Here is a 24,947-nt window from a genome sequence, read left to right as displayed (position 1 = left end):
GCGAGCCGGGCGGTGGCCGCGGTGGTCAGGATCGGCCCTCGGAATCCGTGCCGGACCAGGCGCGGTAGCCGCAGTGGTCCAGGTGGGCGTGTGTGACGACGACGGCGTGGATGTCCGAGGCGTCGCAGGGCAGCTTGTCCCAGTTGCGGCGCCGTAGGTCCGCGACACCCTGTAAGAGTCCGCAGTCGACAAGGATCCGGGCGTGGTCGCTCTCGACCAGGAACTTGCTGCCGGTGACCGTCCGCACTCCGCCGAGGAACCTCAGCAGGGCCGGGCGGGCGGTAGCGGGGCACGGGGCTGACCGGGACATGGCAGCGGCCCTCTTTCGGGAGCGGATGCCGGTCTCCACCGTCGCACCGCGGCGCCCTGTCCGCCGGGTACCGACCGGTCCCGGGTAGGGGCCGACCGGCCCAAGCGGGACCAGGGGGTGCGAGCACAGCCTGATGGTGACCCCTCCCGCACAGCGCACAGAGAGAAGGCCGCGCCATGAAGGCACTCGTCTTCCACGGGCCCGGACAGACCTCCTGGCAGGATGTTCCGGACCCCTCGATCAAGGACGCCGCCGACGCGATCGTCCGGGTCGACGCCGTCACCATCTGCGGCACCGACCTGCACATCGTCAAGGGCGACGTCCCCGAGGTCACACCGGGACGGATCCTGGGGCACGAGGCCGTCGGTACCGTCGTCGAGACCGGCGGCGATGTCCGCGGCGTCCGCCCCGGCGACCGCGTCCTGATCTCCTGCATCTCCGCCTGCGGCCGCTGCCGGTTCTGCCGCGAGGGCCACTACGGCCAGTGCCGCGGAGGCGGCGGCTGGGTCCTGGGCCACACCATCGACGGCACCCAGGCCGAATACGTCCGCGTCCCCTTCGCCGACCTCTCCGTCCACCCGCTGCCCAGCGCCCTGGCCGGCCACGACGCCGTACTGCTCGCCGACATCTTCCCGACCTCCTACGAGGTCGGCGTGCTCAACGGCAACGTGCGCCCGGGCGACACCGTCGTCGTGGTCGGTGCCGGACCCATCGGGCTGGCCGTCATCGCCACGGCGCAGCTCTACAGCCCTGGGCGGATCATCGCCGTCGACCTCGCCGCGTCCCGGCTCGCCGCCGCCCGCGGCCTCGGTGCCGATGCCACCGCGAGCGCGGACGAGGAGCCCGAGCGGCTGGTGGAGGACCTCACCGACGGGCTCGGCGCGGACGTGGTCATCGAGGCCGTCGGCGTGCCCGAGGCGTTCGAGATGTGCACCCGCATGGTCCGCCCGGGTGGCCGGGTCGCCAACATCGGGGTCCACGGCAAGCCCGCCGTCCTCCACCTCGAAGACCTGTGGATCAAGGACGTGACCATCACCACCGGTCTCGTCGACACCCACTCCACCCCCATGCTGCTGCGGATGATGGCCGCGGGCCGCCTGCCCGGGGCCGCGATGGTCACCCACCGCTTCGAGCTGGACCGGATGGAAGAGGCGTACGACGTCTTCTCCCGCGCGGGAGAGACCGGCGCCCTCAAGGTCGTACTCGGCGGACCGCAGCACGACACGGTCGCCGTACCGCCCGAGGAGCGGTGAGTGCCGTGACGAGCATGCCGAGCATCCGTCCCCGGCACTCCGGCGAGCTGACCGGACGCACCGACCTGGGCCGCCGCCTGGCGGCCCGCCGCGAAGCCCTCGGTCCGAGCCGCGACGAACTGGGCCGGCGGTGCGGCGCCGACGGCTCATGAACGGCCTGCGCGCGGTCGTCTTCGACACCGACGGAGTGCTCCTGGCCACGGCGGACCGCCATGCGGCCGCCTGGAAGGAGACCTTCGACGGCTGCCTCCCCGAGTGGCAGTCATCGCACGCCGGTGCGCGACCGCGCCCGTTCGACGCCGTCCGCGACTACCGGGACCTGGTCGACGGCCGCTCCCGCCTCGACGGCGTACGCGCCTTCCTCGCCGCCCGTCACGTCGACCTCCCGCCCGGAACGCCCGAGGACCCGCCCGGGTGCGCCACCGTCCACGCGGTCGCCGCCCGCAAGGAGGAGGTCTTCGCCGCGATGCTGCGGACCGACGGCGTCCGCACCTTCGAGGACGTGCGGCCGGCACTCCAGGAACTGCATGGAAAGGCGGTGCGGTGCGCGGCTGTCTCGGCTTCCCGGCACGCCCGCTCCCTCCTGGAGTCCGCGGAACTCGCGGACTGTTTCGACGCCCTGGTGGACGGCCAGGACGCGGCCGTGCTCGGGCTTCCGGGCAAACCCGAACCCGCACTCTTCCTCGAAGCTGTCGGCCGTCTTGGCGTGCCCCCCGCACATGCCGCCGTGGTGGAGGACGCTCTCGCCGGCGTCGAGGCCGGACACCGGGGCGGCTTCCGGTTGGTGGTGGGGCTCGACCGCGAGGACGACCCACGCATGAGGGACGCCCTGGGCGCGCACGGCGCCGATCTGGTCCTCCCCGACCTCGGCGGGCTGCCCGCCGTACTCGAAGGCGATCGCCCGTGACCACCGCATGGCGATGGGAGTACCGACGCTACGATCCCCGGACCGAGCGGCTGGTCGAATCCGACACCCCCAACCGCTACCGGGCTTCCAAGCAGGCGGACACCCTCATGCTCGGCCACCTCTTCCGCCCCGCCGAACTCGCGTCCTTGTTCACGCGGCTCGGATACCCCTTCGACGACGGCCTCTGGCGCAGGACGGTGGACCACTACCTGCGGCGCACCTGCCACGGCTCCACGCTCAGCAGCCTCGTCCACGGCTGGATCCTCGCCCGGCAGCAGGGCCCGGACGCCTGGCGCCACTGCCAGGAAGCCCTGCTCAGTGACATCACGGACGCACAGGGCGGCACCACCGGCGAAGGGATCCACCTCGGTGCCATGAGCGGCACCCTCTGCCTCGTCGAGCGCGGCATCGTCGGACTCGAACCCCACGGCGACGGCCTGCGCATCGACCCGGTGCCCCTCTCACAGGTGCCCGGTTCCTCATTCTCGATCTCCTACCTGGGGCACCGGGACATCCGTATCCGGTTCCGGCCGGGTCGGCTCGGCTCGGCATCAGCGTCCCCTCGTCGCTCCTGGGCCCGGTGCCCCTGGTCCTGCCCGGAGGCCGGCACGAACGCGTTTCCGCAGGCCAGGAGCGATGGTTCCGACTACCAGGGAGCTGATGCGACGGGCGGCCGGTACCGGCGGATCGGAAGTCGAATGTGTGGAGCGGAGGCTGTGCCGTCTCACGTGGCGGCGCGTTCGCGATGCACACACTGTGGATGTATCAGCCGTTGGGAAAGGTGAACGGGATGATGAACAGGCAACAAGAGGCTCCGCGGATCGTGGTGGGTGTCGACGGATCGCCCTCGTCCCAGGCCGCGCTGCGCTGGGCGGTCCGGTACGCAGGGCTGGTGGGGGGACGCGTAGAGGCGGTCGGCGCCTGGGACCTGCCCGGTGCCGCGTCGTGGTCGGCGCCGGCGGTGGACGCCACGTTCGACGAGGAAGAGGCCGAGCGGCGTCTGGTCGAGGAGGTGCGCACGGTCCTCGGTGAGGACGGCGCCGCGTCCGTGCACCAGCGCCTGGTGCGCGGAAATCCGGTCGATGTCCTGGTGGATGCGGCACAAGGTGCGGACATGCTGGTCGTGGGCGGCCGGGGGCGCGGCGGTTTCAGCCGAGCCCTGCTCGGTTCGGTGAGCCAGCAGGCGGCGCTCCACGCTCCGTGCCCGATCACCATCATCCGACAGGACGTGCCCGTCGCATAGCCACCGCATCACCGTGCGATCCGGCGGGCCGGTACGTCGCGGCGGGCCGGGACAGGTCCTGCGCCGATGGGTGTCTCGGCGCTCACCTCCTCAGCAGCGCTCCTCGGCCGGACGGAGGACCGAATGGTCCCTGTAGGGATCCGTCCGGCCCATGCGGACAAGCCGTCGGCGGCGTGACAGTGGGCACCAGCCCCGCACCACGGAATCAAGGAGCACCCGCCATGAGCACCAAGCGAGTCCTGGTCGCCTACGGCAGCAGGCACGGCGCCACCGCAGGCATAGCCGAACAGATCGGCAGGACCCTCCGCGAGGACGGTCTCGACGCGGTCGTGCTGCCCGCCGACGACGTCCACGACGTCCGCGCCTACGACGCCGTGGTCCTCGGCGGCTCCCTCTACGCAGGCCGCTGGAACAGCAAGGCCGAGCACTGCGCGGAACGCAACGCCGAATCCCTCCGGCACCGCCCGGTGTGGATGTTCAGCAGCGGCCCGCTGGACCGTTCGGCCGAGGAACACGACATCCCTCCGGTCTCGGCCGTCGCCCGGGAAATGCAGCTGGTCGGAGCGCGCGAGCACATGACCTTCGGCGGCAGCGTCACGGCCCACACCCCGGGCTTCCTCGCCAAGGCACTGACGCGCCAGGGCAAGGGCGGGGACTTCCGCGACCCCGAACGGATCCGGAACTGGGCCCACCACATCAGCGCCGAGGTCGTCGCCGCCTGAAGGGACGGCCCGGCTCGGCACGCACAGCACGGAGGTGTGCCATGCACCGGCGGACGAAAGGGACGGGAGCCAACCCGCTCAGGCGGGATGCCGACCGCACCCGGACCCGTATGCGTGCCGCCTTCGCGCTGACCTGTCTGCTGGCCGTCATCGCCGGCTTCGCCCTCGGGCGGTCCGCCTGGACCGACGGCCACCGGTCTGCCGAGAACATCGCGCGCCACCGGCACACCGTGACGGCCACCACCGTCGGCGAGACCACCTACCGAGCGGGTGAACTGCCCAGCAGCCGGCCGGTCACCGTGGCGGCCGCAACGTGGCACTACCCTTCGCAGCGCCCACACTCCGCGACCATCCCCGTTCCGGCGGGAACCCGGCACGGGGACACGGTCCGTCTGTGGGTCGACGGAAACGGCACCGTGGCCGCCGCGCCGCCCAGCCGATCCGACATCGCTCTGAACGCGGTGGGCATCGGCACCGGAGCGCTGGCCGGCATCGTTCTCGTCGGCGGCGCCCTTGTCGCCGTGCGCCTGCGGATCGTGGACGCGTGCAGCGCACGGTCCTGGGAATCGGAGTGGGCAGACATCGAGCCCCGGTGGTCCGGCCGCCTGCGCCCCGGGCAGGGAGCCGGCGATGACTGAGACCGTCCCGGGCCTCGCGCAGTGAGCGCGGCTGCCGTCGAGCGGCCACCCGTGCGACGCGCGAGGCAACCTTGCGCGCAGGCGCAGACCGTGACCGACTTGATCGCAGCACCCGATGGCGAAAGGGACGGTGGTTGCGTTGGGTCTCAAGAAGGCGGTCTACGAGAGGGAGCTGCTGCGACTCCAGACGGAGCTGGTCAAGCTCCAGGAGTGGACGCGTGCGGAAGGCGCCCGCCTGGTCGTCGTCTTCGAGGGCCGTGACGCTGCGGGCAAGGGAGGAACGATCAAGCGCGTCGCCGAGCACCTCAACCCCCGTGTCGCGCGCATCGCAGCCCTGCCCACACCGACCGGCCGGGAGCGTACTCAGTGGTACTTCCAGCGGTACGTCGAGCATCTACCGGCCGCCGGAGAGATCGTCCTCTTCGACCGCAGCTGGTACAACCGTGCCGGGGTGGAGCACGTCATGGGTTTCTGCACGCCCGCCGAGCACCAGCTCTTCCTGCGCCAGTGCCCGCAGTTCGAGCGGATGCTGGTCGAGGACGGGATCCTGCTCCGCAAGTATTGGTTCTCCGTCAGCGACGCGGTGCAGGAGGAACGGTTCCGGCGCCGCGCGGAGGACCCGCTGCGCCGGTGGAAGCTCTCCCCGATGGACCTGGAGTCCCTCACGCGCTGGGAGGCATACTCAAGGGCCAAGGACGAGATGCTCGTCCACACGGACACGGCCGATGCCCCGTGGTACGTGGTCGAGAGCGACGACAAGCGCAGCGCACGGCTCAACATGATGGCCCACTTGTTGTCCTCGGTTCCCTACGAGGACGTGGCCGTGCCGTCGCCGACCTTGCCGCCGAGGCCGCCGTCCACCGGCTACCAGCGTCCGTCCAAGGAGCTGCAGACCGAAGTGCCCGACCACGCGGCCACCCTTGCCTAGTCCCGGACTTCCAGCACCTCGGTCAAGGGGCGGCGGGGTGTGTCGGGGCCTGGGGGGCCGTAGCCGAGGCGGAAGACCATCTGTACGTGTCCCATGGCCGCGACCGGGTCGCGGGCCGTCCAGCGCAGCTCCGGCCATTCCAGGGGATGGGAGGTCATCGAGGTGGCGAGGCCGTCGGCGGTGGCCTGGAGGAGTACCCGTTCCATCGCCTGACCGGCGCGCAGCCAGTCGACTCTCGCGTCCCGCTCGGTACTGAGCAGAGCCAGCTGCGGTCGCTTCTCGAACACGGCCCAGCCGCGATCCGGTATCGGGTCGGCCCAACCGAAGTCGCGTACGGGGGCGGGCCCGCCGGCAGCCCTGGGGCCGAACGCGGTGGTGGGAATGCCGTCGGGACGTGTGCCTGAAGCGCTCCGCGTGGGGGAGGTCCAGGCCGTGGTCTCCGCTCGGGCGAGCGGATCGATCTCCTCGCGGTGTTCTGCGTCCCGTACGAGCCCGAGCACGGTGTCGATGTGCCAGGTGTCCGGGACGGTCAGCCGGCAGCCCTCCCGACGCGCCGCGGTCCACAGGCCGTCCAGCAGCTCCGTCGGCACCGGCTCCTCACTGAAGGGGTACCGGCTGGTGTGCCGACGCCGGATGGCGTCGTGCAGGGAGGCGGACTCGCGGTCCGTGTCCGCGGTCTCGTCGATGGTCACCGTGGCGAGCAGCCATGGTTCGGCGTCGTCGGGCAAGAGCTGCACGCGGACCGGGAGGCCGCTCCGGGCCGCGGACACGCGGAGGTTGAACAGTGCCGCAGCACAGCCGAGGTGGAGGCTGCGGTGGACCGGGTCGGTTCGGGTCATGGCGCGTTCAGCGTCGCCGTACAGGGAGAGTGCACCGCTCCCGACGTGGAACACGAACTTCCATGGCTGGGCGTTGTGCATGGATGGGGCGGTGACGGCGTCGCCCACGAGCCGGATGACGGTGTCGGGGTCGAAGTGTGGTGCGGTCACGGGACTGTTCCTGTCTGTGCGGCCTCGGTCGTGCGCCGCGACGGCGACGGATGAGGTGGCGTGGTGGCGTGGTGCGTCACCGCGCGGGTGAGGCGGGGCCGACGCGGGTGCGTCGCGGTGGCGCCCTCAGGTGGGCCTCCTTCAGCCGTGGGCGATGACGGCCACGGGGGCTGCCGCGTGGTGCAGAACGGCGTGGGCGGCCGAGCCGAGGTGAGCGCCGAGGGGAGAGCGGCGCACATGGCGTCCCACGACGAGGAGTCCCGCGCCCCGCGAGGCGCGAACGAGATGCTCGCCCGCGGATCCCAGGCGAACGTCGTGGCTGACGCTCACCTCCGGGAACTTGTGCCGCCAGGGCAGCAGCACGTCTTCCACCATGCGTGTGACGCTCCTGGCGATGTCGCGTTCGTCGTCCGGGTCGAAGAAGGGGACGTAGCTGTAGGCGGCCGGCATCTTCCAGCCGTGCACGGCCTTCAGTGGGCGATCGCGCCGCGCCGCCTCTTCGAAAGCGAAGGCGAGTACCCGGTCGCACGCTTCGTGGATGTCGACGCCCACGACGACCTCGGCCCGTGAACCTGCGCTCGGGCCGTCCGAGCCCTCCGTGTCCCCCGAGTCCTCCGCGTCCGCCGGGTCGTCGGCGACGCGCACGAGGACGACCGGGGTGTCGGTCGCGACCACGGTCGACATCGCCACCGAGCCGACGAGGAAACCGACCAGGCCGCCCAGACCGCGCGATCCCAGAACGAGCAGACCCGCGTCGGCGGCCTCGGCCGCGAGGGCGGCGGCCGGTCGGGCCGTCAGGCAGCGGGTCGAGATCTCCAGGTGCGGGTGGCGCTCGTGCAGCTCCCGCACCGTCCCGGTCAGCGCGTGGTCCGCCCAGAGGTCGACGTCCTGGCGTCCCAAGCCGGGGAGCACGGGGTCCAGGGGCCAGTCGACCGCGTGTACGAGCCGCAGCGACACCTGCCGCAGGACGGCTTCCCGTGCGGCCCAGCGTGCCGCCGCCCGGCTCTCCGGGGAGCCGTCCGCTCCGACGGTGATGTGGTGTTTCATGGCTGCGCCTTCCTGCGTCCGGTCCGGCGCCTCGTCACCAGGGCATCGCGTGGCGGGCGTGGTCGGGGTGCGTGGTCGCCGTGTCGTCGGTTCGGGCGGTCACCTGCGATGCCACGGTGACGACCCCGTCGAGTCGCTCGACGAGGCTGAGGAGTGCGGTGAGCTGACTCCGGCGCTCGACATGGCCGTCGAGGGTGACGATGCCGTCCACCACGTGGACGTCGATGTCGCCGGTCGGCACACCGAGCACTTCCGTGAGGACCTCGCCGGTGACCCGTCGGCGTATCTCGGAGTCCGGCCGCAGGAACATGCGGAGCAGGTCGCGGCGGGTGACGATGCCGACGAGCCGGTCCTCGACGTCCACGACGGGGAGACGTTCGATGCCCCGGCGGGTCATCAGCCGTGCGGCGTCAGCCGCCGTCTCTTCGGCCCGGACGGTGACCGCAGGCGCGGACATGACATCGCCGGCGGTGGGCGGCTCCGCCTCTGTGCCGTTCTGCCAGGACGTATCGGGGCCGGGCGCGGCATAGGCCAACAGGTCCGTCTGCGACACGACGCCCACCACACGGTCCTCGTCGTCCAGGACGGGGACTCCGGAGATGTCGTACTGGGCGAGGAGCTTCGCGGTGTCCTTGAAGGCGGTGCCCGGGGCCACGGAGACGACCTCGTCGGTCATGAGGTCCGCCACCTTGATGTGTTTCATGAGACCCTCCTGCTCCGCGGCGTCGCGCGAGGCTGATGTCCGTTGTCGGGGCGTGCACCCACCTTCTGTCGTCGCCTGCCGGTGATCGAGGGCCGAACGGTCCCGTTCCAGGGCCCGTAGGGCCCCAGGTGCCGAGCCTAGGACGATGGGGACCTTTGGTCCCGTCGAGGGGTCCCGGGCGGCCCTCTTCCCGAAGCTCCGAGGATGCCGGCGGGAAAGGTGTCCCTCATGGCTTCTCGGATGGGAGGAATCGTGGACAGCACATTCCGTACGCCGGACACCAGCTCGGTCGTCGTCGGTGTGGACGGCTCGCAGCCGGCGCGCGTCGCTGCCCTGTGGGCGGCCGAGGAGGCCGAACGTCGGGACCGACCGTTGCGCATCGTCTACGGTGCCGACACCGACGGCAGGGCCTTGTACCTGCCCGCGGAGACCGTCGAACGGGTCCGCGTCGGCGGTCGGGAGCTCCTGGACGATACGGCGAAGGCCGTGTCGGCCGCGTTCCCGGGCCTGAGCGTGACCACCGAGTTCAGCCGTACGGGCGCCGTCGAGAGCCTGCACCGGGCGGCCGGGCTCCACGGCACGATCGTGGTCGGCAACCGCGGCCTGGGCGGATTCGACTCCCTCTTGCTCGGTTCGGTCGGCCTGGATGTCGCGGCCGCCGCGATGACCCCCGTCATCGTCGTCCGCGGCGTGGACGAGGTCGAGGAGACCGGCACCGTCCTCGCGGCGGTCCGTGACGAGCACGACCTCCTGTACGCCCGGTACGCCGCCCGGGAAGCCGAGCTGCACAAAGCGTCGCTGCGGCTGCTCCATGTATGGCACATGCTGGATTCCGTCGGCGAGGTGGTCACGATGCTCGACGGCGTCGACGCGATCGCGGGCGGCCACGCGGAGACCCTGCGGGCCGTCACGGACGCGATCCGCGAGGAGTTCCCCGATCTTGACGTGCGGGCCGACGCCGAGAAGAGCATCTCCGTCGCCGGCGTCCTGGTCGAGGCGTCCCGCCACGCCGATCTGCTCGTCATGGGCGGCCGCCGGGTCCCCGGCGCCCTCGGAATGACCCGCGACCTGGGCAGGGCCACGCACAGCCTGCTGCACCACGCCCACTGCCCTGTGCTCCTCATCCCCCGGACCGGCAGCGACTTCGGGATCCGGTCATGACCGTCCACCCGGCAGGAAGCGGCGACATCGTCGTGGGACAGGGACTGGCACCTCGCCCTGTCCTGGGCCGCCGACGAGTCACAACGGCGCCGGCTCCCGCTGCGCCTGGTGCTCGCGGTACCGCCCCAGCACGACACCCAGCACGTCGACGGCACCCCCGGCCAGACCGCCCTGAGCCAGGCCGGATCCGACAGACTCGAACAAACGTGCTATTGAGTGCGTGGCCGCCACCCCGAGGTCGCCGTCACCGGTGATCTGCTCGGCGGCTTCCCCGCCCCCGTCCTGGGCGGTGCGGCACGGGAAGCCCGCATGATCGTCCTCGGCTCCCGGCACCTGAGCCGCACCGCGGAGGTCTTCAGCGCCGGCTCGCTCGTGGTCCCCGTCACCGCCCAGGCCCGTTGTCCGGTCGTCGTCGTGGGCGACGCCGAGCACATCAGCGGGCAGCCGCCCTACGTCGTCGCGGGCATCGACGACAGCGCGTCCGCCGCGGCCGCTCTGGCCTTCGCTTTCGACGAGGCCGACCTGCGGGGTGCGGCGCTGCGGGTCGTGTGCGTGTGACAGCGGCCGCTGATCATGCTCGACGAGAGGACGGCACTGCGGGGGCAGCGCACCGTGCTCTCCGAAGCCACCGCCGGCCCCTCCGAGAAGTACCCCGACGTGCACGTGACGCACGAGGTACTCACCGGCCACCCGGTCGAGGAACTGGCACAGGCCGCGGAACACGCCCTGTCCGTCGTCGTGGGCCGCCGCGGCAGCGGCGGATACACCGGCACGCGGATCGGATCCGTCGTCCACGGCCTGCTCCACCGCGCGCACTGCCCGGTGATCACCGTCCCGGCCGACCGAGCCCGCCACGACCGGCCGCGCCGCAGGCCGTACGGCGCGACGGCCCGCTGTACGGAAAGGCCGGGCCTTCCGGCCGGAGATACCGTGGAAGCGATGACCGACTCGTCATCGCTTCCGGCCGGAGGTGGGGATGAGCGCAGGCGAGCAGCCCACCCGCGGCGGTGTCCCCCGGCTGCGGCTCGACGAACTGCTGGACGAACTGCAGGTACGGATCGACGAGGTCAGGGGCACCCGGGACCGGCTGAACGGTCTGCTCGAAGCCGTCATGTCCGTGGGCCGGGAACTCGACCTGCCCCAGGTCCTGCGCGGCATCGTCGAGGCCGCCGTGGTCCTCGTCGACGCCGAGTACGGGGCTCTCGGAGTCATCGGAACCGACAAGAAGCTGGCCCAGTTCCTGCCCGTCGGCATCAGTGACGAACTGCGCGGGCAGATCGGGGACCTGCCCTCCGGCCACGGCATCCTCGGCGAGCTGATCCGCCACCCCGAGGCACTGCGGCTGTCCGAGCTGTCCGAGCACCCCGCCTCGTACGGGTTCCCGGCCCACCATCCGCCGATGCACTCGTTCCTCGGAGTCCCCATCCGGATCCGTGAGGAGGTCTTCGGCAACCTCTATCTGACCGAGAAGCGCGGTGGAGTCGAGTTCGACGCCGAGGACGAGGCGGTCCTGTCGACCCTCGCGGTGGCGGCCGGCATCGCCATCGAGAACGCCAGGCTCTTCGAGGGCCTCCGGCTGCGCGAGCGCTGGCTGGAGGCCGGCTCGGCCATCACCAGCGCCCTGCTCTCCGGAGCGCCCGAGGACGACGTCCTCGAAGGCATGCTGGAACGGGCCAAGGACATCACCACCGCGGACATGGGCGTCTTCTACCTGCTGGGCTCCGCCGGTGAACTGCGGGGCTCCCTCGCCCTCGGAGAGGGGGCGGAGGCGCACCGCGGGATCGTCCTGCCCAGCATCCGGGGGACGCTCGCCGAGGCCGCACTGGCTCGCGACGGCCTCGTCACGGTCCCCGACGTGGCGACCGACGAGCGCGTCACCGTCCAGCCCGAGAGGTGGACCGGATTCGGCCCGGCCGTGGCCGTCACCGTCGGCACCGAGGAGAAGCTCAGCGGCGTCCTGATGCTCGCCCGGCGGCACGGCCGCCCCGGTTTCGCCAGCGAGGAGATCGCCGCGCTGCCGGGATTCGCCGGCCAGGCCGCCCTCGCGCTGGAGCTGGCCGAACGACGTCGCGACACCGAGCAGATGAGCCTGCTGGAGGACCACGACCGCATCGCCCGCGACCTGCACGACCTCGCCATCCAGCGCCTCTTCGCCACCGGCATGACCCTCCAGAGCGCCCAGCGCTTCATCGACCACCCCGAGGCGTCCGAACGGCTCTCCCGTGCGGTGGACGACCTGGACGCCACCATCAAGATCATTCGGTCCACCATCTTCGGACTCCGCGAGCACGGGACCCCGGGTCAGTCGTCCAAGCTGCGCTCCCGCCTGGTCCGGGCCATGGACGAGGCCGCGGCAGCTCTCGGTTTCGCACCGGCCCTGCGGGTGGAGGGGCTGATCGACACCGACGTACCGTCGGCCGTCGCGGACGAGGCCCTCGCGGTGGTGGGGGAAGCACTCACCAACGTCGCCCGCCATGCCGAAGCCACGCAGGCGGAGGTCTCCATCGCGGCGGGCGCCGGAAACCTGACCATCACCGTGACCGACGACGGCGTCGGCCTGTCCGAGAGCGGTCGGCGCAGTGGACTGCGCAATCTGGCGGAGCGTGCCGCAAGGCTGAGCGGCCGGATGCACATCGCGGCGCGGGACGACGGAGCGCGGGGGACGCGCCTGGAGTGGCAGGTGCCGCTGGCTCCACCACCGCGGTGACCGGCACCGTCGTCGCTACCGCTTCGCCGTCCCGGTCTCGTGCTCGTGCACCTGAGCGGCGATGACGGCCGCCTGGACCCGCCGCTCCACGCCGAGCTTTCCCAGCAGCCGCGAGATGTGGTTCTTGACCGTCTTCTCGGACAGGTAGAGCCGCTTGGCGATCTGCCGGTTGGTGAGGCCGTCGCCGATGAGTTCCAGGACGGCCCGCTCACGTTCGGACAACGCCGCCAGCCGGGCGTCCTGCGGCTCCTTCGCCGCCTCGGGGTCCCGCAGGGAGTGCATCAGACGGGCGGTGGTGGCCGGGTCCAGCATGGACTGCCCGGTCGCCACCGTCCGTACGGCGGAGACCAGGTCGGAGCCCTTGATCTGCTTCAACACGTACCCGGCGGCACCCGCCATGATCGCGTCCAACAGCGCGTCCTCGTCGTCGAAGGACGTCAGCATCAGGCAGGCCAGGCCGGGCATGCGGGAGCGCAGCTCTCGGCAGACGGTGATGCCGTCGCTGTCGGGGAGCCTTACGTCGAGCACGGCCACGTCCGGGCGGAGCGCCGGCCCGCGGTCCAGTGCCTGCTCGGCCGTGCCCGCCTCGCCGACGACGGTGATGCCCGGCTCGCCGTCCAGGAGGTCGTGCAGCCCGCGACGGACCACCTCGTGGTCGTCGAGGAGGAACACCTTGATCGGTGCCCCGGCGGAGGCATTCGGATCGTCGGACATGACCACCTCCGATTCGGCCGCTATGACACATTTCCATCCGAATTATCTCAGTAAGGTGGACGGCGCACCCGTATCAGAGGAAGCTGCCGCTGCCCTAGGGCGCGTACAGGTCGAGAAGGCGCACGCGGGCGGCCTGCAGCCGGTCGGCGAGAACCTGCCCGACCCAGTGGCCGAGCGCGGAGCCGAAGGCGGTGTCGGCGTCCATCAGCGTCCGCACGCGCTCCGCGTCGGCGTGGCCGCCCTCCCGGAAGAGCCGCGTCCCCTCCTCGAAGTCGACCTCATGGGCCAGTTCCATCAGTCGGGAGCGGCAGTCGGCGGACAACGCCTCGGAAATACGGGTGGGTGAAGGGGTGCTCATGGACGGCCTCCTGTTCGAGTCCGCCTTCAGTCTTGGTGGTTCCACCGATCGCGACCATGGGCCCTGCGGTCCCGTCCGGGGGCCGATCGGCCCCTGTCCGAGATCGGCGCGCGTGGAGATCCTGGCAGCAGACCGCTCGTCCGCGGAGTGTTCGCCTCCCTCACCACGCCGTCCGTCCGGATCGCGGCCCGCTCGCTCGACGAAGGACGTCCACGATGAAAAGCCACCCGGCCGGTGCCACCACCTCTTCACCTGCCGTCGGTGTGCCGGGACGGCGGATGGAAGAGCTCGGCGTCGACGAGGCGCTGCGGCTCCTCGGCACCGCCGAACTGGGCCGGATCGTCTTCACCCACCACGCGCTGCCCGCCGTACGCCCCGTCAACCACGTTCTCGATGCCGGCGACATCATCGTCCGCGTCCAGGACGGATCGACCTTGGCCGCGCTGCTCGCGACCCAGCAGGGTGCGGGCGTGGTCGTCGCCTACGAGGCCGACGACATCGACCCGGGCGAACACCTGGGCTGGAGCGTGGTCGCCACCGGCTACGCGACCGCTGTCACCGACCCCGCCGAGATCGACCGGTACGTGCGCCTGCTGCAGCGCTGGACCGCGGGCGGCGCGTCGGGAGCGATCCGGATCCGGCCCGACCTGGTCACCGGCTTCCGTCTGCGCGAGGGCGGCCCGTAGCGGTGCCCCTTCGCGCGCTTCACCTCCACGCGGCTCTCCGCACGTCACGATGGTGCGGCACACGCCCGCAGGAGTTCCGGAGGTGCCATGCCGAAGCGCGGACGGACCGTGGCGGTCCCACCTGCTTTCCGCGGCTACCGGGCCGGCCTGCTCCGGGGTGACGTGCCGGCCGGCATCACCGTCGCCGCCTATCTCGTACCGCAGGTCATGGCGTACGCCGGCGTCGCCGGCCTGCCGCCGGTCGTGGGCCTGTGGGCCGCCCTGCCGGCCATGGTCCTGTACGCCCTCAGCGGGTCCTCCCGTCTGCTGTCCGTCGGACCGGAATCGACCACCGCCCTCATGACCGCCGTGGCCGTGGGCCCGATCGCGGCCGGTGACCCCGCGCGGTACGCGGTGCTGTCGGCGGCCCTGGCCGTCGTGGTCGGCCTGCTCTGCCTCGTCGCGTGGGCCGCCAGGTTGGGCTTCCTCGCGGATCTCCTCTCCCGGCCGGTCCTCGTCGGGTACCTGGCCGGGGTCGCCCTGATCATGATCGTGGACCAGCTCCCCCGCCTGACCGGGACCAGCGGTGGTGGATCGGGCTTCTTCCCCCAACTGCTCTCCTTCCTCCACCACCTCGGTGACGTGCACCTGCCCACGGCCGTGCTCGCCGCCGGATGTCTCGCCCTTCTGTTCGCCCTGCCCCGGGTGTGGCGCCCGCTGCCCGGGCCCCTCGTCGTGCTGGCGCTCGCCACCGCCGTGGTGGCGGGCTTCGCCCTCGACGAGAACCACGGCATCAGCGTCATCGGAGTCGTGCCGACCGGCCTTCCGGGCTTCGCCCTACCCGATCCGTCGGACTACGCCGACCTGGTCCTGCCCGCCTTCGGCGTGCTCCTCGTCGGATACTCGGACGTAGTCCTGACCGCGCGCGCCTTCGCGCGCCACGACGACCCGCACCCCTTGGCGGCCAACCGCGAGCTGCTCGCGCTCGGTGTGTCCAACATCGGCGCCGGCGTCCTGCACGGCTTTCCCGTCAGCAGCAGCGCCAGCCGCACCGCCCTCGCCGAGTCGGCCGGCGCCCGCACCCAGGCGTACTCCCTCGTCGGCGCCGTCTGCGTGGCCGCCGTCCTGCTCTTCCTCGGCCCACTGCTGGCCCACACCCCGTCGGCCGCCCTCGGCGCCATCGTCGTCTACGCCGCCGTACGCCTGATCGAGGTGGGCGAGTTCCGCCGGCTGGCGGCCTTCCGCCGGCGCGAGTTCCTGCTCGCCCTCGGCTGCGGACTGGGCGTCCTCGCCCTCGGCATCCTGTACGGCGTGCTCCTCGCCGTGGCGCTGTCCGTCGCCGAACTCCTCACCAGGGTCGCCCGCCCCCACGACGCGGTGGAGGGCATGGTGCCCGGTCTGGCCGGCATGCACGACATCGACGACTACCCGACCGCGCGCACCATTCCCGGTCTGCTCATCTACCGGTACGACTCCCCGCTGTTCTTCGCCAACGCCGAGGACTTCCGCCGCCGGGCCCTGGCATCTGTGGCGGTTCAGGACGAACCGGTGCACTGGTTCGTCCTGAACACCGAAGCGAACGTCGAGGTCGACATCACGGCCCTCGACGCTGTGGAGGCCCTGCGCGGCGAACTCGCCGAGAAGGACATCGTGTTCGCCCTCGCCCGGGTCAAGCACGACCTGCGCCGCCCCCTCGACGCCTACGGGTTGACGGCGAAGATCGGGCCGGAGCACATCTTCCCCACGCTCCCCACCGCCGTCGCCGCCTACCGGGACTGGCAACGCGGCACAGGCCGCGAACCGGCACTCTGAGCAGGTCCCGGCCTGTGGCCAGGATTGCCGGCACTTCGGCACAGCAGCTCGGTAGAAGTCGAGCGCAGTACGCCGCCGTGGGCACGGTCGACGACCATGGGCGCGCCGGCTGCCCACCCGAGGTGCAAGGTGCAGATCAGGACGCCCCCGGGCTGGTCAGCCGGTCCGCCTGAGGACGCTGCCGGAGCCGGAAGCTCCGCGACGGAGCCGAGCGCGCCGAGGACCTCCTCCACCGCTACGGGCACGCCAAGGCCGTCGTACTGGCCCGCTTCGTACCGGTGGTGCGCACGGTGCTCAATCCGCCGGCCGGAGCCTTGGCGTGCCCGCCCGTGTCTTCACCCTTTGGCAGGTCGTGGGCGGGCTCCTCTGGACCGTGGGTCTCGTCCTCGCCGGATACGCCCCCGGCGCCTCCGTGCCCGACGTCGACCGTTACCTCCTGCCGATCGTGGCCCTCGTCGTCCCCCTCACCCCGGTGGCCGTCGAAATGATCCGCCGGCGGGGTCCCCGTACCCCGCGGGGGGATGCGCGGTGAGCCCGGTCGCCCTGGACACCGGTCACGCGGTGATCGTCGCCGCGGCGCTGCCCCTGGTCGTAGCGCCGGCTCGCGCGGCCGTCGGGAGCGGCGGCTCCGCGCCGTCACTCCTGACCGGTGGGACGCAGCTCGCGTTCGAGAGCGGACAGGGCGAACGCGTGTGCGGAGGTGTGCTGCCAGCGGGACCGTCCGAACATCACGTCTTCGGAGATTCCGCTCAGCATGGCCACGGCTCGGATGGTGAATTCGGTGATGTCCACGTCGGCGAAGTGCCTCCGATCCCGACCCTCACGCAGGATGGCTTCCAGGCGCTCGTCCCAGCCGTCCAGCAGCTCGGTGAGGGTTTGCCGGCTTGCTTCGTCGTGGCGCTGAGCCAGTACCTGTGTCCACAGCGCGTAGCGTTCGTCGCCCTGGTGGCGGGGCAGGTAGAAGCGGACGAACAGGTCCAGCTTCTCGGCAGGGGACGCGGCCTGGTCGGCGGCCTGGTGGAACCGGGCCCAGAGGTCCGCTTGGCTCCACGCGAGGACTTCGAGCAGGAGCCGGTCCTTCTTGCCGAAGTGGTAGAGGATGTGTCCGGTGCTCATGCCGGCCCGCTCGGCGATGTCCGACATCCGCAGGCCCGCCGCCCCCTTCTCGGCAATGACGCTGATGGCGGCCCGCATCGCCCGCCCTCGCGCCTCGTCCCCGCTGCGCTGACGCTTCCTGTCGACCGGGACCCGGTCGACGGACCGGGACACGGCGCCGGCCTCGGCGCCCGCGGACCCGATCACGCCGCCCGACGGGAGGAGCCGGTCGGGCAGCCCGGGCCCGGTCTCTGACGTTGGCATGAGCTCACTTTCAGTTCCGGAAATCCAAGCCACAAGTCTAGGTTCCGAGAGTTTAGATTCTTAGTCTAGACTGAAAATCTAGTCAGGACGATGGGGAGTGTGACGGCCGTGTGCGCGGCCACCCCGACGGCCGGCGGCCCGTCCGTACGACCCACCACCCAGGAGACACCCTCATGACGCGCGGATTCGATGTCGTGGAGACCTGTATCGCCGACCTGCGCGCGGCGCTGGAGAAGGGGGAGACCACCGCGGTCGGCCTGCTCGACGCCTACCTCGCCCGGATCGACGCCTACGACCGCCCCGGCACGGCCACCGCTCTCCATGCGATGGTCGTGATGAACCCGGACGCCCGCGCCGACGCGGAGGCCTCCGACGCCCGCCGTGCACGCGGAGAGACACTCGGCCCGCTGGACGGCATCCCGTACACCGCCAAGGACAGCTACCTCGCCGAGGGGCTCACGGCCGCGTCCGGCTCACCGGCCTTCGAGCACCTCGTCGCCCAGCGCGACGCCTTCGCCATCGAACGCCTGCGCGCGGGCGGGGCCGTTCTCATCGGCCTGACCAACATGCCGCCGATGGCGAACGGCGGCATGCAGCGCGGTGTGTACGGCCGCGCGGAGAGCCCGTACAGCGCCGACTGGCTCACCAGTGCCTACGGCTCCGGCTCGTCCAACGGCTCCGGCACGGCGACGGCGGCGTCCTTCGGCGCCTTCGGCCTCGGCGAGGAGACCTGGTCCTCGGGCCGGGCCCCCGCGTCGAACAATGCGCTGTGCGCCTACACGCCCAGCCGCGGCGTGATCTCGGTCCGCGGCAACTGGCCGCTCGTGCCGACCATGGACGTCGTCGTCCCGCACACCCGCACCATGGCCGACCTCCTCGAACTGCTCGACGTCATCGTCGCCGACGACCCGAACACGCGCGGGGACCTCTGGCGCGCACAGCCGTGGGTGCCGCTGCCCTCCCCCTCGCAGGTACGGCCCGCCTCCTACCCGGCCCTCGCACCCGCCGACGCCGAGTCCGCATCCGACGCACTCGCCGGCAAGCGCGTCGGCGTACCCAGGATGTACGTCAACGCCGACCCCGACGCCGGAACGAACCCCGACGGAGGCATCGGCGGCCAGACCGGTCAGCGCATCGACACCCGCCACTCGGTGATCACCCTGTGGGAGGCCGCCCGCCGCGACCTGGAGGCCGCCGGCGCCGAGGTCGTCGAGGTCGACTTCCCCGTGGTGTCCAATTACGAGTCCGACCGCCCCGGCGCGCCCTCGCTGCTCACCCGCGGACTGGTCAGCCGCGAGTACCTCACCTTCGAGATCGAAGACCTGTCCGCCTGGGCATGGGACGACTTCCTGCGCGCCAACGGCGACCCTGCGCTCCCCACCCTGGCCGAGGTCGACAGCACCCGCATCTGGCCCAAGCAGGAAGGCGAACTGCCCGACCGCTACGAAGGCTTCGACGACACGATCGGCGACTACCCGCGCCTCGTGCGCGAGCGCCCGTACGCGTCCCTCACCGACATGCCGCACCTCGAGCAGGGGCTGCGCGGGCTGGAGGAGACGCGCCGCGTCGACCTGGAGGAGTGGATGGACGGACTGGGCCTGGACGCCGTGGTCTTCCCCGCCGTCGCCGACGTGGGTCCCGCCGACATGGACGTCTCCGTGGCCTCCGCCGACCTCGGCTGGCGCAACGGCGTCTGGGTCGCGAACGGCAACCTGGTCCCCCGCCACCTCGGCATCCCGACCGTCACCGTGCCCATGGGCACCATGGCCGACATCGGCATGCCCGTCGGGCTGACCTTCGCGGGCCGCGCCTACGACGACAACGCCCTGCTGACCCTGGCCGCCGCCTTCGAGAAGACCGGCAGCCGCCGCACGGTACCGCCGCGTACGCCGCGGCTGTCGGCACGGTGACCTGACCGGAGGTCTCCGGGCGGGTCGCAAGGGCCATCAGCGGATGCGACCCGCCCAACGAAGCGGAGGCCGGGGTGCGGGCCGGACGCGTCGGCGCCGCCGTCGGAGGTGGCGGTGACGACCTGGACGCCGTTCGCATCCACCGCGCCGTCGGCGAGATCGGCGGCGCGGGCGGTGGTGGCCTGCTGCTTGAGGCGGGCGTTCTCCCGGTCGGCGGCCTTGAGCCGGTCCAGGAGGCCGGCGATCTTCTCAGGGAGCTCGGCGCGCGGGGCGCCGAGCTGTTCGGCGATCCGTGCGACCGGATCCCGCTCGCGGGCGAGGTAGGCGAAGCCTCCGACGCCGACGGCGGCCTCCGAGCGGCGCACGCCCGCGCCGACCATCGTTGTCGGTCACAGCCACTCAGCGGCGTACGCGTGGCATGCCGAGGCCGATCCAGGAGATGATCTCGCGCTGGATCTCGTTGTTGCCCCCGCCGAAGGTGAAGATCACCGCGCTGCGGTAGCCGCGTTCGAGTTCGCCGTGCAGGACCGCGCCCGCCGAACCGTCCTTGAGCGAGCCGGCCGCGCCGACGATCTCCATCAGCCAGGCGTACGCGTCCCGGCGGGCCTCCGAGCCGTACACCTTGACCGCGGACGCGTCCTGCGGGGTGAGGGTGCCGGCCTGGACCGCGCCCACCATCTGCCAGTTGAGCAGCTTCATCGCGTCGAGCCGGGCGTGGGTGCGCGCGAGGCGGCCGCGGACCCAGGAGAGGTCGATGACCCGGCGGCCGTCGGCGAGTTTCGTCGCGGCGGCCCAGCGCTGGACGTCGTGGAGGGCCCGGATGGCCATGGTGCCGTGGGCGGCGAGGGTCACGCGCTCGTGGTTGAGCTGGTTGGTGATCAGGCGCCAGCCCTTGTTCTCCTGGCCGACGCGGCGGCTCGCCGGAACGCGGATGTTCTCGTAGTAGCTGGCGGTGGTGTCGTGCGAGGCGAGGGTGTTGATCAGGGTGCAGGAGTAGCCGGGGTCCGAGGTCGGGACCAGGAGCATGGTGATGCCCTTGTGGGCCGGGGCCTCGGGGTCCGTGCGTACGGCGAGCCAGACCCAGTCGGCGGTGTCTCCGTTGGTCGTCCAGATCTTCTGCCCGTCGACGACGTAGGTGCCGGTCTCCTCGTCGCCCTCGCGGACGGCCTTGCACTTGAGCGCCGCGAGGTCGGTGCCGGCGTCGGGTTCGCTGTAGCCGATGGCGAAGTCGATCTCCCCGGCGAGGATCTTCGGCAGGAAGTACGCCTTCTGCTCCTCGGTGCCGAACTGCATGATGGTCGGCCCGACCGTGTTGAGGGCCATCAGCGGCAGCGGTACGACGGCCTGTGCGGCCTCGTCGAAGAAGATGAACTGGTCCATCGGGGTCATCCCGCGGCCGCCGTACTCCTTGGGCCAGCCGACCCCGAGCCAGCCGTCGGCGCCGAGCCGGCGGATGGTGTCCCGGTAGAAGCGCTTCTGTGCGGCCGGGTCCTCGTAGCGGGCGTAGACGTCCTGCGGCACGAGCTCGGCGAAGTAGGCGCGCAGTTCGGTGCGCAACTGCTGCTGCTCAGGCGTGTATTCGAGGTGCACGGCCCCTCCGGGGTCTCACGGTCCTACCGGGCGCTGTGGTGGCGGCGGTCAGAGTAGAACCTGTTACAAGAATTCGGAAGGACCCGGGTGCCGGCAGCTCCAGGTCGGCGTTCATACTCGCCACCATGACGAGCCCACGCAGCAGAGCGGAATTCTTCGTCGAACCCGAGCGGGACGGCCGCTTCGGCGGCCCGGCGACCGGTGACGAGCGGCCGATGCTGGTCGCCTTCCTCGCGGACCACCGCGCCACCCTGGAGCTCAAGTGCGCAGGCCTGAAGGCCGAGTTGGCCCACCGGTCGGTGGAGCCGTCCACGCTCTCGCTGCTCGGGCTGGTGCGGCACCTCGCCGATGTGGAGCGCCGCTGGTTCCGGCTGGTTCTGGCGGGCGAGGACGCGCCGCCCCTGTTCTCCTCGGCGCAGGATCCCGACGGGGACTTCGACGGGGCCCTCGCGGATCCCTCGGCGGTCGAGGCGGCCTGGCAGGCGTGGCGGGCCGAAGTGGCCTTCGCCGAACGGTTCGTGGCCGAGGCGCCCGATCTGGACGTCGAGGCCGTCGACGCGTGGCGCGGGAAGGTGTCGCTGCGCTGGGTGCTGATCCACATGGTCGAGGAGTACGCGCGGCACAACGGGCACGCCGACCTCCTGCGCGAACGGATCGACGGGGCCAGAGGTATCTGAGGTCACGGGCCGGCCCGGCCGACTCACCGGAAAGGCAGGTGTGGTTCCGGCGTCTGCCGCACAATGTGCGGATATGGACATCGACGCATGGCGCCGCGAGGACCCCGAGTTCACGCGGGCGGTGACGCAGATCCACGAGCCGGGCGCGCTTCCCACGGACCCCGAGATCCCGGCCCGACACGCCTACTGGGAGCTGCTCCCGGGGGACGTACGGGCCCGGCTGCTGGAGAAGGCCGGCCGGTGCCTGACCTGGTGGGCCGGGCCGGACGCCGACGGCCGGCCCACCGCCCTGGTGGTCGGGGACCGCGGGCTGTGCCGGGTCGGCCAGGTGCTGCGGGACGGCGTGGCGGAGTACCGCGGGCAGCGCACCCGGGTGGAGCCCGGCTCGCTGCACAGCCGGTCCTTCGACGGGAGGCCTGCGGCGGACGGGCGGGCCACCGCCCCGGGCCTGCCGGGGGTTCCCGTACTGCGTCTGGAGCTGGACCGGGAGGCCCAGGGGGTGCTGGGCCATTTCCCGCTCCCCGTCCAGGACTTCCTGCAACGGCCGTTCCTCACCGGGGAGGACCGTGTCACCGCCGACTGGTACTACGACGAGACCGTCGAGCCCGACCGGTCCAGGTGGTTCGTCGCTCTCGTCCTGTCCGCCGGACACGCCCTGACGCTCGCCGAGGGCACCCGGACCCTGGACCGGGGCGCCCGACCGGACCAGGCCCGGTGGCACGGGATCCGGTACCACCAGGCCCGCCTCACACCGCGCTGACGCCCGCCCCCGCCAGGCCCGGCACGTCTGCCGTACGACGGAACACCGCGCGCCGCGCGCCTTCGACGGCGCCGCGTACGTCCTCCCGCCGAGTGGGATGTCAGGTGAAGAGGTACAGGACGTCGAAGTGGACGAGGTCGCGGGCGGGGTCGAAGAGGTACCGGCCCGAGGGGATCCCGTCGGAGGCCTGGCCCGCTGCGCCCTGGCCGTTCGCGTACGCGTCGAAGCCGGGGCTGTGCTGCCAGGTCGCGGCGGGCAGGTACTGCCGCAGCGCGTCGGGCAGGTCGGACGGAGCCCCGGCGGCGGTGAAGGCGTGGTCGGGCTTGCCGGTGATCGCGGCCGCGCCGCCGGCCGGGAGATGGGCGACGCCGACCACGCGGATCCGCGAGTCGGGGCCGGGAATGCTCCGGCCGTCACCCGTGTCGTCGATGTCGTAGCCCAGCCAGTGCGCGTCGGTCAGCTCGCCGAGGAACGGCCCGAGCCGCCGGTTCAGCGGCTCCAGGTCGGTGCGGACCTCGGGCCGGCGCGGCGGCTCCGGCCACATCAGGTAGGTCAGGCCCGCGCCCGCCGTCAGCAGCGGGAGGCCGGCGATCAGCAGGAACCGGCGGCGGTTCGTGCGTCCCCGCTGCGTGTCCATGATCGCCGTCCCCCGTAGCCCGTAGCCCGTAGCCCGTGACCGGTCACCTGCCACCGGTCACCGGCCACCCCTCAGTTCAGGGCGCCGATCATAGCCGTCGCCGTCGCCGTCATCGCCGTACGGGCCGCCGTCAGGTACGGCCGGGGGTCCGCCGGGGTCAGGTGGGTACGGATGGCCTCGGTCATCGCCACGTTGAGGGCGGTGCCGATGTTGACCTTGCGGATGCCACCCGCGACGGCCGCCGCGAGCTCGGTGTCCGGCAGCCCGGAGGACCCGTGCAGGACGAGCGGCACCTCCACGGTCTTGGCCAGACGGGCCAGCAGCACGTGGTCCAGGGCCGCGGTCCGGCTGGTCATCGCGTGGCTGCTGCCGATGGCGACCGCCAGGGCGTCGACCCCGGAGTCGGCGACGAACCGCCGGGCCTCGTCGGGGTCGGTACGGGCGCCGGGCGCGTGCGGGTCCAGCGGGGCGGCGCCGTTCTTGCCGCCGACCTCGCCCAGCTCGGCCTCGATCCACAGCCCGTTGGCGTGGGCCCAGTCGGCCGCGGACCGGGTGGCCTCCAGGTTCTCGGCGTACGGGAGTTGCGCGGCGTCGTACATCACCGAGCTGTATCCGGCGTCGCAGGCCTGCCGGAGCAGCTCGGGGCTCTTGACGTGATCGAGGTGCAGGCCGACGGGGACCCCGGCGGCCTCCGCGCACGCGACTGCGGCCCGGGAGATGGGCAGCAGCCGCCCGTCGCGGAACTTCACCGCGTTCTCGCTCAGTTGGAGGATGACCGGCAGGCCGGCCGCCTCGGCCCCGGCGACGACGGCTTCGGCGTGCTCCAGGGTGATGATGTTGAAGGCGGCGACGGCCCGGCCGGCCGCGGTCGCCTCCAGGACCAGATCGCCGGCACGGACGAGGCTCATCGGACGGCCTCCTCGCCGGTGGCGAGGATCACCGAGCGCGTGAGATGGCGCGGTGCGTCCGGATCCAGCTGCTGGTGGGCGGCGACCGCGAGGGCGAGTCGGTGGACGCGGACCAGTTCGGCCAGCGGGTCGAGCCCGCCGGGCACCCATTGGCAGCCGGTGGCGCGGACCTGGTCGGCGAGCCCGTCCGGGGCCTCGTCGAGCGACCAGGTGACGGTGCCGGGTCCGGAGACGCTGATCGGCCCGTGCCGGTACTCCATCGCCGGGTAGGACTCGGCCCAGGACAGCGAGGCCTCGCGCATCTTCAGCGCCGCCTCGTGGGCGAGCCCGACGCTCCAGCCGCGGCCGAGGAAGGTGAACTGGCCCCGGCCGGCGATGTCGGCGGGCAGCGGCTCGACGAGGGCGGTACGGGCGTCGGCGACCACCGAGGGGGTGTGCAGCCCGACGTGGGCGCGCAGCAGGGTGAGGGCGGTGGTCGCGAACCGGGTCTGCACGACGGACTGTTCGTCGGCGAAGTCGAGGACGACCAGCTCGTCCGCGGCGGTCATCACCGGGGTCGCCGGATCGCCGACGACCGCGGTCGTGGGTACGCCCGCGTCGCGGAGCCCGGCCAGCAGGTCCAGTACCTCGGTGGTGGTGCCGGACCGGGTCAGGGCGACGACCCGGTCGTAGCGGCGGTGGCGCGGGAACTCCGAGGCGGGGAAGGCGTCGGTCTCGCCCTGGCCGGCCTCCTCGCGCAGCACGGCGGCCGCCTGGGCCATGTAGTACGAGGTCCCGCACCCGACGATCGCGGTACGCTCCCCCGGCTGCGGCAGCACCGCCCGCCTGGCAGGGGCCAGTTCGGCGGCCCGCTCCCAGCATGCGGGCTGTGTGCCCAACTCGTACGCGACGTGACTCATGCAGGCTCCCTCTGTGACAGGCGGGTCCGGAAGGCTCGATTGCGTTTTCC

Annotated in this window: 28 protein-coding genes and 3 pseudogenes; 18 read left to right on the top strand and 13 right to left on the bottom strand. The window is 72.0% G+C overall.

Features of this window, described 5'->3' with window-relative positions; translation table 11 throughout:
* Nucleotides 1-25: 25 nt before the first annotated feature.
* Nucleotides 26-310, bottom strand: coding sequence for an MBL fold metallo-hydrolase (locus ACWG52_RS33450; protein WP_389807013.1), 285 nt, complete (start codon nt 308-310; stop codon nt 26-28).
* Between the two features lie 176 nt (nt 311-486).
* Between ACWG52_RS33450 and ACWG52_RS33445 the strand changes: the two genes are divergently transcribed.
* The 8 genes from ACWG52_RS33445 (at nt 487) to ppk2 (ending at nt 6,001) form a co-directional block, all read left to right on the top strand.
* Entirely contained in the window at nt 487-1,563 is a 1,077-nt protein-coding gene (locus ACWG52_RS33445; protein ID WP_389807014.1) for a zinc-dependent alcohol dehydrogenase family protein, read from the top strand.
* Between the two features lie 5 nt (nt 1,564-1,568).
* Nucleotides 1,569-1,715 (top strand): hypothetical protein, encoded by a 147-nt coding sequence (locus ACWG52_RS33440; RefSeq protein WP_389807015.1) that lies wholly within the window; start codon nt 1,569-1,571, stop codon nt 1,713-1,715.
* Nucleotides 1,712-2,470, top strand: coding sequence for an HAD family hydrolase (locus ACWG52_RS33435; protein WP_389807016.1), 759 nt, complete (start codon nt 1,712-1,714; stop codon nt 2,468-2,470). The genes ACWG52_RS33440 and ACWG52_RS33435 overlap by 4 nt, the downstream gene beginning before the upstream one ends.
* Nucleotides 2,467-3,255, top strand: coding sequence for a hypothetical protein (locus ACWG52_RS33430; protein ID WP_453126774.1), 789 nt, complete (start codon nt 2,467-2,469; stop codon nt 3,253-3,255). Before ACWG52_RS33435 ends, ACWG52_RS33430 begins: the two co-directional genes overlap by 4 nt.
* 8 nt (nt 3,256-3,263) lie before the next feature.
* Nucleotides 3,264-3,713 (top strand): universal stress protein, encoded by a 450-nt coding sequence (locus tag ACWG52_RS33425; protein WP_389807378.1) that lies wholly within the window; start codon nt 3,264-3,266, stop codon nt 3,711-3,713.
* 221 nt (nt 3,714-3,934) lie between these two features.
* Nucleotides 3,935-4,435: a flavodoxin domain-containing protein gene (locus ACWG52_RS33420; RefSeq protein ID WP_389807018.1), complete on the top strand. Its 501-nt coding sequence runs from the start codon at nt 3,935-3,937 to the stop codon at nt 4,433-4,435.
* Between the two features lie 41 nt (nt 4,436-4,476).
* Nucleotides 4,477-5,073, top strand: a complete 597-nt coding sequence (locus ACWG52_RS33415) for an Rv1733c family protein (protein WP_453126772.1) — start codon at nt 4,477-4,479, stop codon at nt 5,071-5,073.
* Between the two features lie 139 nt (nt 5,074-5,212).
* Nucleotides 5,213-6,001, top strand: coding sequence for a polyphosphate kinase 2 (gene ppk2, locus ACWG52_RS33410; protein ID WP_371587276.1), 789 nt, complete (start codon nt 5,213-5,215; stop codon nt 5,999-6,001).
* Here ppk2 and ACWG52_RS33405 read toward each other — a convergent pair.
* The 3 genes from ACWG52_RS33405 to ACWG52_RS33395 all read right to left on the bottom strand — a co-directional run bounded on the left by ACWG52_RS33405 (nt 5,998) and on the right by ACWG52_RS33395 (nt 8,740).
* Entirely contained in the window at nt 5,998-6,990 is a 993-nt protein-coding gene (locus tag ACWG52_RS33405; RefSeq protein WP_389807020.1) for an Acg family FMN-binding oxidoreductase, read from the bottom strand. The two genes, ppk2 and ACWG52_RS33405, sit on opposite strands and share 4 nt — an antisense overlap.
* Nucleotides 6,991-7,131: 141 nt before the next feature.
* Nucleotides 7,132-8,037: a universal stress protein gene (locus tag ACWG52_RS33400; protein ID WP_389807021.1), complete on the bottom strand. Its 906-nt coding sequence runs from the start codon at nt 8,035-8,037 to the stop codon at nt 7,132-7,134.
* A 34-nt stretch (nt 8,038-8,071) separates the two neighbouring features.
* Complete coding sequence (locus ACWG52_RS33395) at nt 8,072-8,740, bottom strand: CBS domain-containing protein (protein WP_389807022.1); 669 nt, start codon at nt 8,738-8,740, stop codon at nt 8,072-8,074.
* Between the two features lie 252 nt (nt 8,741-8,992).
* Between ACWG52_RS33395 and ACWG52_RS33390 the strand changes: the two genes are divergently transcribed.
* Complete coding sequence (locus ACWG52_RS33390; RefSeq protein ID WP_389807023.1) at nt 8,993-9,901, top strand: universal stress protein; 909 nt, start codon at nt 8,993-8,995, stop codon at nt 9,899-9,901.
* 78 nt (nt 9,902-9,979) lie between these two features.
* Here the strand turns inward: ACWG52_RS33390 and ACWG52_RS33385 are convergent, their stop codons facing one another.
* The gene (locus tag ACWG52_RS33385) at nt 9,980-10,105 is read right to left on the bottom strand and encodes a hypothetical protein (protein WP_453126768.1); all 126 of its coding nucleotides are present in this window, start codon (nt 10,103-10,105) and stop codon (nt 9,980-9,982) included.
* Between the two features lie 12 nt (nt 10,106-10,117).
* Between ACWG52_RS33385 and ACWG52_RS33380 the strand changes: the two genes are divergently transcribed.
* The 3 genes and pseudogenes from ACWG52_RS33380 to ACWG52_RS33370 all read left to right on the top strand — a co-directional run bounded on the left by ACWG52_RS33380 (nt 10,118) and on the right by ACWG52_RS33370 (nt 12,608).
* Nucleotides 10,118-10,459, top strand: coding sequence for a universal stress protein (locus ACWG52_RS33380; protein WP_453126766.1), 342 nt, complete (start codon nt 10,118-10,120; stop codon nt 10,457-10,459).
* Between the two features lie 15 nt (nt 10,460-10,474).
* A pseudogene (locus ACWG52_RS33375) lies at nt 10,475-10,726 on the top strand (universal stress protein); the annotation flags it as partial.
* A 151-nt stretch (nt 10,727-10,877) separates the two neighbouring features.
* On the top strand, nt 10,878-12,608 hold the full coding sequence (locus tag ACWG52_RS33370) for a sensor histidine kinase (protein WP_390166765.1): 1,731 nt from the start codon (nt 10,878-10,880) through the stop codon (nt 12,606-12,608).
* Between the two features lie 15 nt (nt 12,609-12,623).
* Here ACWG52_RS33370 and ACWG52_RS33365 read toward each other — a convergent pair whose 3' ends face one another.
* Together ACWG52_RS33365 and ACWG52_RS33360 are read right to left on the bottom strand one after the other, a co-directional pair.
* On the bottom strand, nt 12,624-13,322 hold the full coding sequence (locus ACWG52_RS33365; protein ID WP_389807025.1) for a response regulator: 699 nt from the start codon (nt 13,320-13,322) through the stop codon (nt 12,624-12,626).
* Between the two features lie 94 nt (nt 13,323-13,416).
* The gene (locus tag ACWG52_RS33360; RefSeq protein ID WP_389807026.1) at nt 13,417-13,680 is read right to left on the bottom strand and encodes a hypothetical protein; all 264 of its coding nucleotides are present in this window, start codon (nt 13,678-13,680) and stop codon (nt 13,417-13,419) included.
* A gap of 215 nt (nt 13,681-13,895) precedes the next feature.
* On the opposite strand from ACWG52_RS33360, the gene ACWG52_RS33355 reads away from it, so the two are divergent.
* The 3 genes and pseudogenes from ACWG52_RS33355 to ACWG52_RS33345 form a co-directional block, all read left to right on the top strand.
* On the top strand, nt 13,896-14,366 hold the full coding sequence (locus ACWG52_RS33355) for a pyridoxamine 5'-phosphate oxidase family protein (RefSeq protein WP_389807027.1): 471 nt from the start codon (nt 13,896-13,898) through the stop codon (nt 14,364-14,366).
* Nucleotides 14,367-14,453: 87 nt separating this feature from the next.
* Nucleotides 14,454-16,157, top strand: a complete 1,704-nt coding sequence (locus ACWG52_RS33350; protein WP_389807028.1) for a SulP family inorganic anion transporter — start codon at nt 14,454-14,456, stop codon at nt 16,155-16,157.
* A gap of 176 nt (nt 16,158-16,333) precedes the next feature.
* Nucleotides 16,334-16,689 (top strand): annotated as a pseudogene (locus ACWG52_RS33345) (DedA family protein); the annotation flags it as partial.
* Nucleotides 16,690-16,793: 104 nt separating this feature from the next.
* Here the strand turns inward: ACWG52_RS33345 and ACWG52_RS33340 are convergent.
* Nucleotides 16,794-17,516, bottom strand: a complete 723-nt coding sequence (locus tag ACWG52_RS33340; protein WP_390136223.1) for a TetR/AcrR family transcriptional regulator — start codon at nt 17,514-17,516, stop codon at nt 16,794-16,796.
* A gap of 173 nt (nt 17,517-17,689) precedes the next feature.
* Here ACWG52_RS33340 and ACWG52_RS33335 point away from each other — a divergent pair, with 173 nt between their 5' ends.
* Nucleotides 17,690-19,426, top strand: a complete 1,737-nt coding sequence (locus tag ACWG52_RS33335) for an amidase (RefSeq protein WP_453126763.1) — start codon at nt 17,690-17,692, stop codon at nt 19,424-19,426.
* Nucleotides 19,427-19,512: 86 nt separating this feature from the next.
* Here ACWG52_RS33335 and ACWG52_RS33330 read toward each other — a convergent pair.
* Nucleotides 19,513-19,803: pseudogene (locus ACWG52_RS33330) on the bottom strand (alanine--tRNA ligase); the annotation flags it as partial.
* Between the two features lie 22 nt (nt 19,804-19,825).
* Nucleotides 19,826-21,016, bottom strand: a complete 1,191-nt coding sequence (locus ACWG52_RS33325; protein WP_389807031.1) for an acyl-CoA dehydrogenase family protein — start codon at nt 21,014-21,016, stop codon at nt 19,826-19,828.
* Nucleotides 21,017-21,141: 125 nt separating this feature from the next.
* On the opposite strand from ACWG52_RS33325, the gene ACWG52_RS33320 reads away from it, so the two are divergent.
* Nucleotides 21,142-21,693: a DinB family protein gene (locus tag ACWG52_RS33320; RefSeq protein ID WP_389807032.1), complete on the top strand. Its 552-nt coding sequence runs from the start codon at nt 21,142-21,144 to the stop codon at nt 21,691-21,693.
* A 73-nt stretch (nt 21,694-21,766) separates the two neighbouring features.
* Complete coding sequence (locus ACWG52_RS33315) at nt 21,767-22,453, top strand: hypothetical protein (protein ID WP_390136218.1); 687 nt, start codon at nt 21,767-21,769, stop codon at nt 22,451-22,453.
* 100 nt (nt 22,454-22,553) lie between these two features.
* On the opposite strand, the gene ACWG52_RS33310 is transcribed toward ACWG52_RS33315, so the two are convergent.
* The 3 genes from ACWG52_RS33310 to ACWG52_RS33300 form a co-directional block, all read right to left on the bottom strand.
* A complete protein-coding gene (locus tag ACWG52_RS33310) occupies nt 22,554-23,090 on the bottom strand; it encodes a hypothetical protein (protein ID WP_389807034.1) in 537 nt (178 codons plus the stop codon).
* A 71-nt stretch (nt 23,091-23,161) separates the two neighbouring features.
* Nucleotides 23,162-23,998, bottom strand: coding sequence for a class II fructose-bisphosphate aldolase (locus ACWG52_RS33305; protein ID WP_389807035.1), 837 nt, complete (start codon nt 23,996-23,998; stop codon nt 23,162-23,164).
* Entirely contained in the window at nt 23,995-24,897 is a 903-nt protein-coding gene (locus tag ACWG52_RS33300) for an SIS domain-containing protein (RefSeq protein WP_390136215.1), read from the bottom strand. The genes ACWG52_RS33305 and ACWG52_RS33300 overlap by 4 nt, the downstream gene beginning before the upstream one ends.
* Nucleotides 24,898-24,947 lie beyond the last annotated feature (50 nt).

The sequence above is a fragment of the Streptomyces sp. CLCI03 genome (assembly GCF_053615355.1).
The sequence above is the reverse complement of the archived record's forward strand: the minus strand, read 5'-3'. Positions and strand labels throughout refer to the sequence as shown.

What these genes read in the sequence shown, in the direction of transcription:
- ACWG52_RS33370 (WP_390166765.1), top strand. Translation starts at nt 10,878, where the DNA reads ATGAGCGCAGGCGAGCAGCCCACCCGCGGCGGTGTCCCCCGGCTGCGG.
- ACWG52_RS33340 (WP_390136223.1), bottom strand. Translation starts at nt 17,516, where the DNA reads ATGCCAACGTCAGAGACCGGGCCCGGGCTGCCCGACCGGCTCCTCCCG.
- ACWG52_RS33425 (WP_389807378.1), top strand. Translation starts at nt 3,264, where the DNA reads ATGAACAGGCAACAAGAGGCTCCGCGGATCGTGGTGGGTGTCGACGGA.
- ACWG52_RS33365 (WP_389807025.1), bottom strand. Translation starts at nt 13,322, where the DNA reads ATGTCCGACGATCCGAATGCCTCCGCCGGGGCACCGATCAAGGTGTTC.
- ACWG52_RS33300 (WP_390136215.1), bottom strand. Translation starts at nt 24,897, where the DNA reads ATGAGTCACGTCGCGTACGAGTTGGGCACACAGCCCGCATGCTGGGAG.
- ACWG52_RS33450 (WP_389807013.1), bottom strand. Translation starts at nt 310, where the DNA reads ATGTCCCGGTCAGCCCCGTGCCCCGCTACCGCCCGCCCGGCCCTGCTG.
- ACWG52_RS33350 (WP_389807028.1), top strand. Translation starts at nt 14,454, where the DNA reads ATGCCGAAGCGCGGACGGACCGTGGCGGTCCCACCTGCTTTCCGCGGC.
- ACWG52_RS33355 (WP_389807027.1), top strand. Translation starts at nt 13,896, where the DNA reads ATGAAAAGCCACCCGGCCGGTGCCACCACCTCTTCACCTGCCGTCGGT.
- ACWG52_RS33420 (WP_389807018.1), top strand. Translation starts at nt 3,935, where the DNA reads ATGAGCACCAAGCGAGTCCTGGTCGCCTACGGCAGCAGGCACGGCGCC.
- ACWG52_RS33305 (WP_389807035.1), bottom strand. Translation starts at nt 23,998, where the DNA reads ATGAGCCTCGTCCGTGCCGGCGATCTGGTCCTGGAGGCGACCGCGGCC.
- ACWG52_RS33395 (WP_389807022.1), bottom strand. Translation starts at nt 8,740, where the DNA reads ATGAAACACATCAAGGTGGCGGACCTCATGACCGACGAGGTCGTCTCC.
- ACWG52_RS33400 (WP_389807021.1), bottom strand. Translation starts at nt 8,037, where the DNA reads ATGAAACACCACATCACCGTCGGAGCGGACGGCTCCCCGGAGAGCCGG.
- ACWG52_RS33320 (WP_389807032.1), top strand. Translation starts at nt 21,142, where the DNA reads ATGACGAGCCCACGCAGCAGAGCGGAATTCTTCGTCGAACCCGAGCGG.
- ACWG52_RS33415 (WP_453126772.1), top strand. Translation starts at nt 4,477, where the DNA reads ATGCACCGGCGGACGAAAGGGACGGGAGCCAACCCGCTCAGGCGGGAT.
- ACWG52_RS33435 (WP_389807016.1), top strand. Translation starts at nt 1,712, where the DNA reads ATGAACGGCCTGCGCGCGGTCGTCTTCGACACCGACGGAGTGCTCCTG.
- ACWG52_RS33335 (WP_453126763.1), top strand. Translation starts at nt 17,690, where the DNA reads ATGACGCGCGGATTCGATGTCGTGGAGACCTGTATCGCCGACCTGCGC.
- ACWG52_RS33445 (WP_389807014.1), top strand. Translation starts at nt 487, where the DNA reads ATGAAGGCACTCGTCTTCCACGGGCCCGGACAGACCTCCTGGCAGGAT.
- ACWG52_RS33360 (WP_389807026.1), bottom strand. Translation starts at nt 13,680, where the DNA reads ATGAGCACCCCTTCACCCACCCGTATTTCCGAGGCGTTGTCCGCCGAC.
- ACWG52_RS33310 (WP_389807034.1), bottom strand. Translation starts at nt 23,090, where the DNA reads ATGGACACGCAGCGGGGACGCACGAACCGCCGCCGGTTCCTGCTGATC.
- ACWG52_RS33315 (WP_390136218.1), top strand. Translation starts at nt 21,767, where the DNA reads ATGGACATCGACGCATGGCGCCGCGAGGACCCCGAGTTCACGCGGGCG.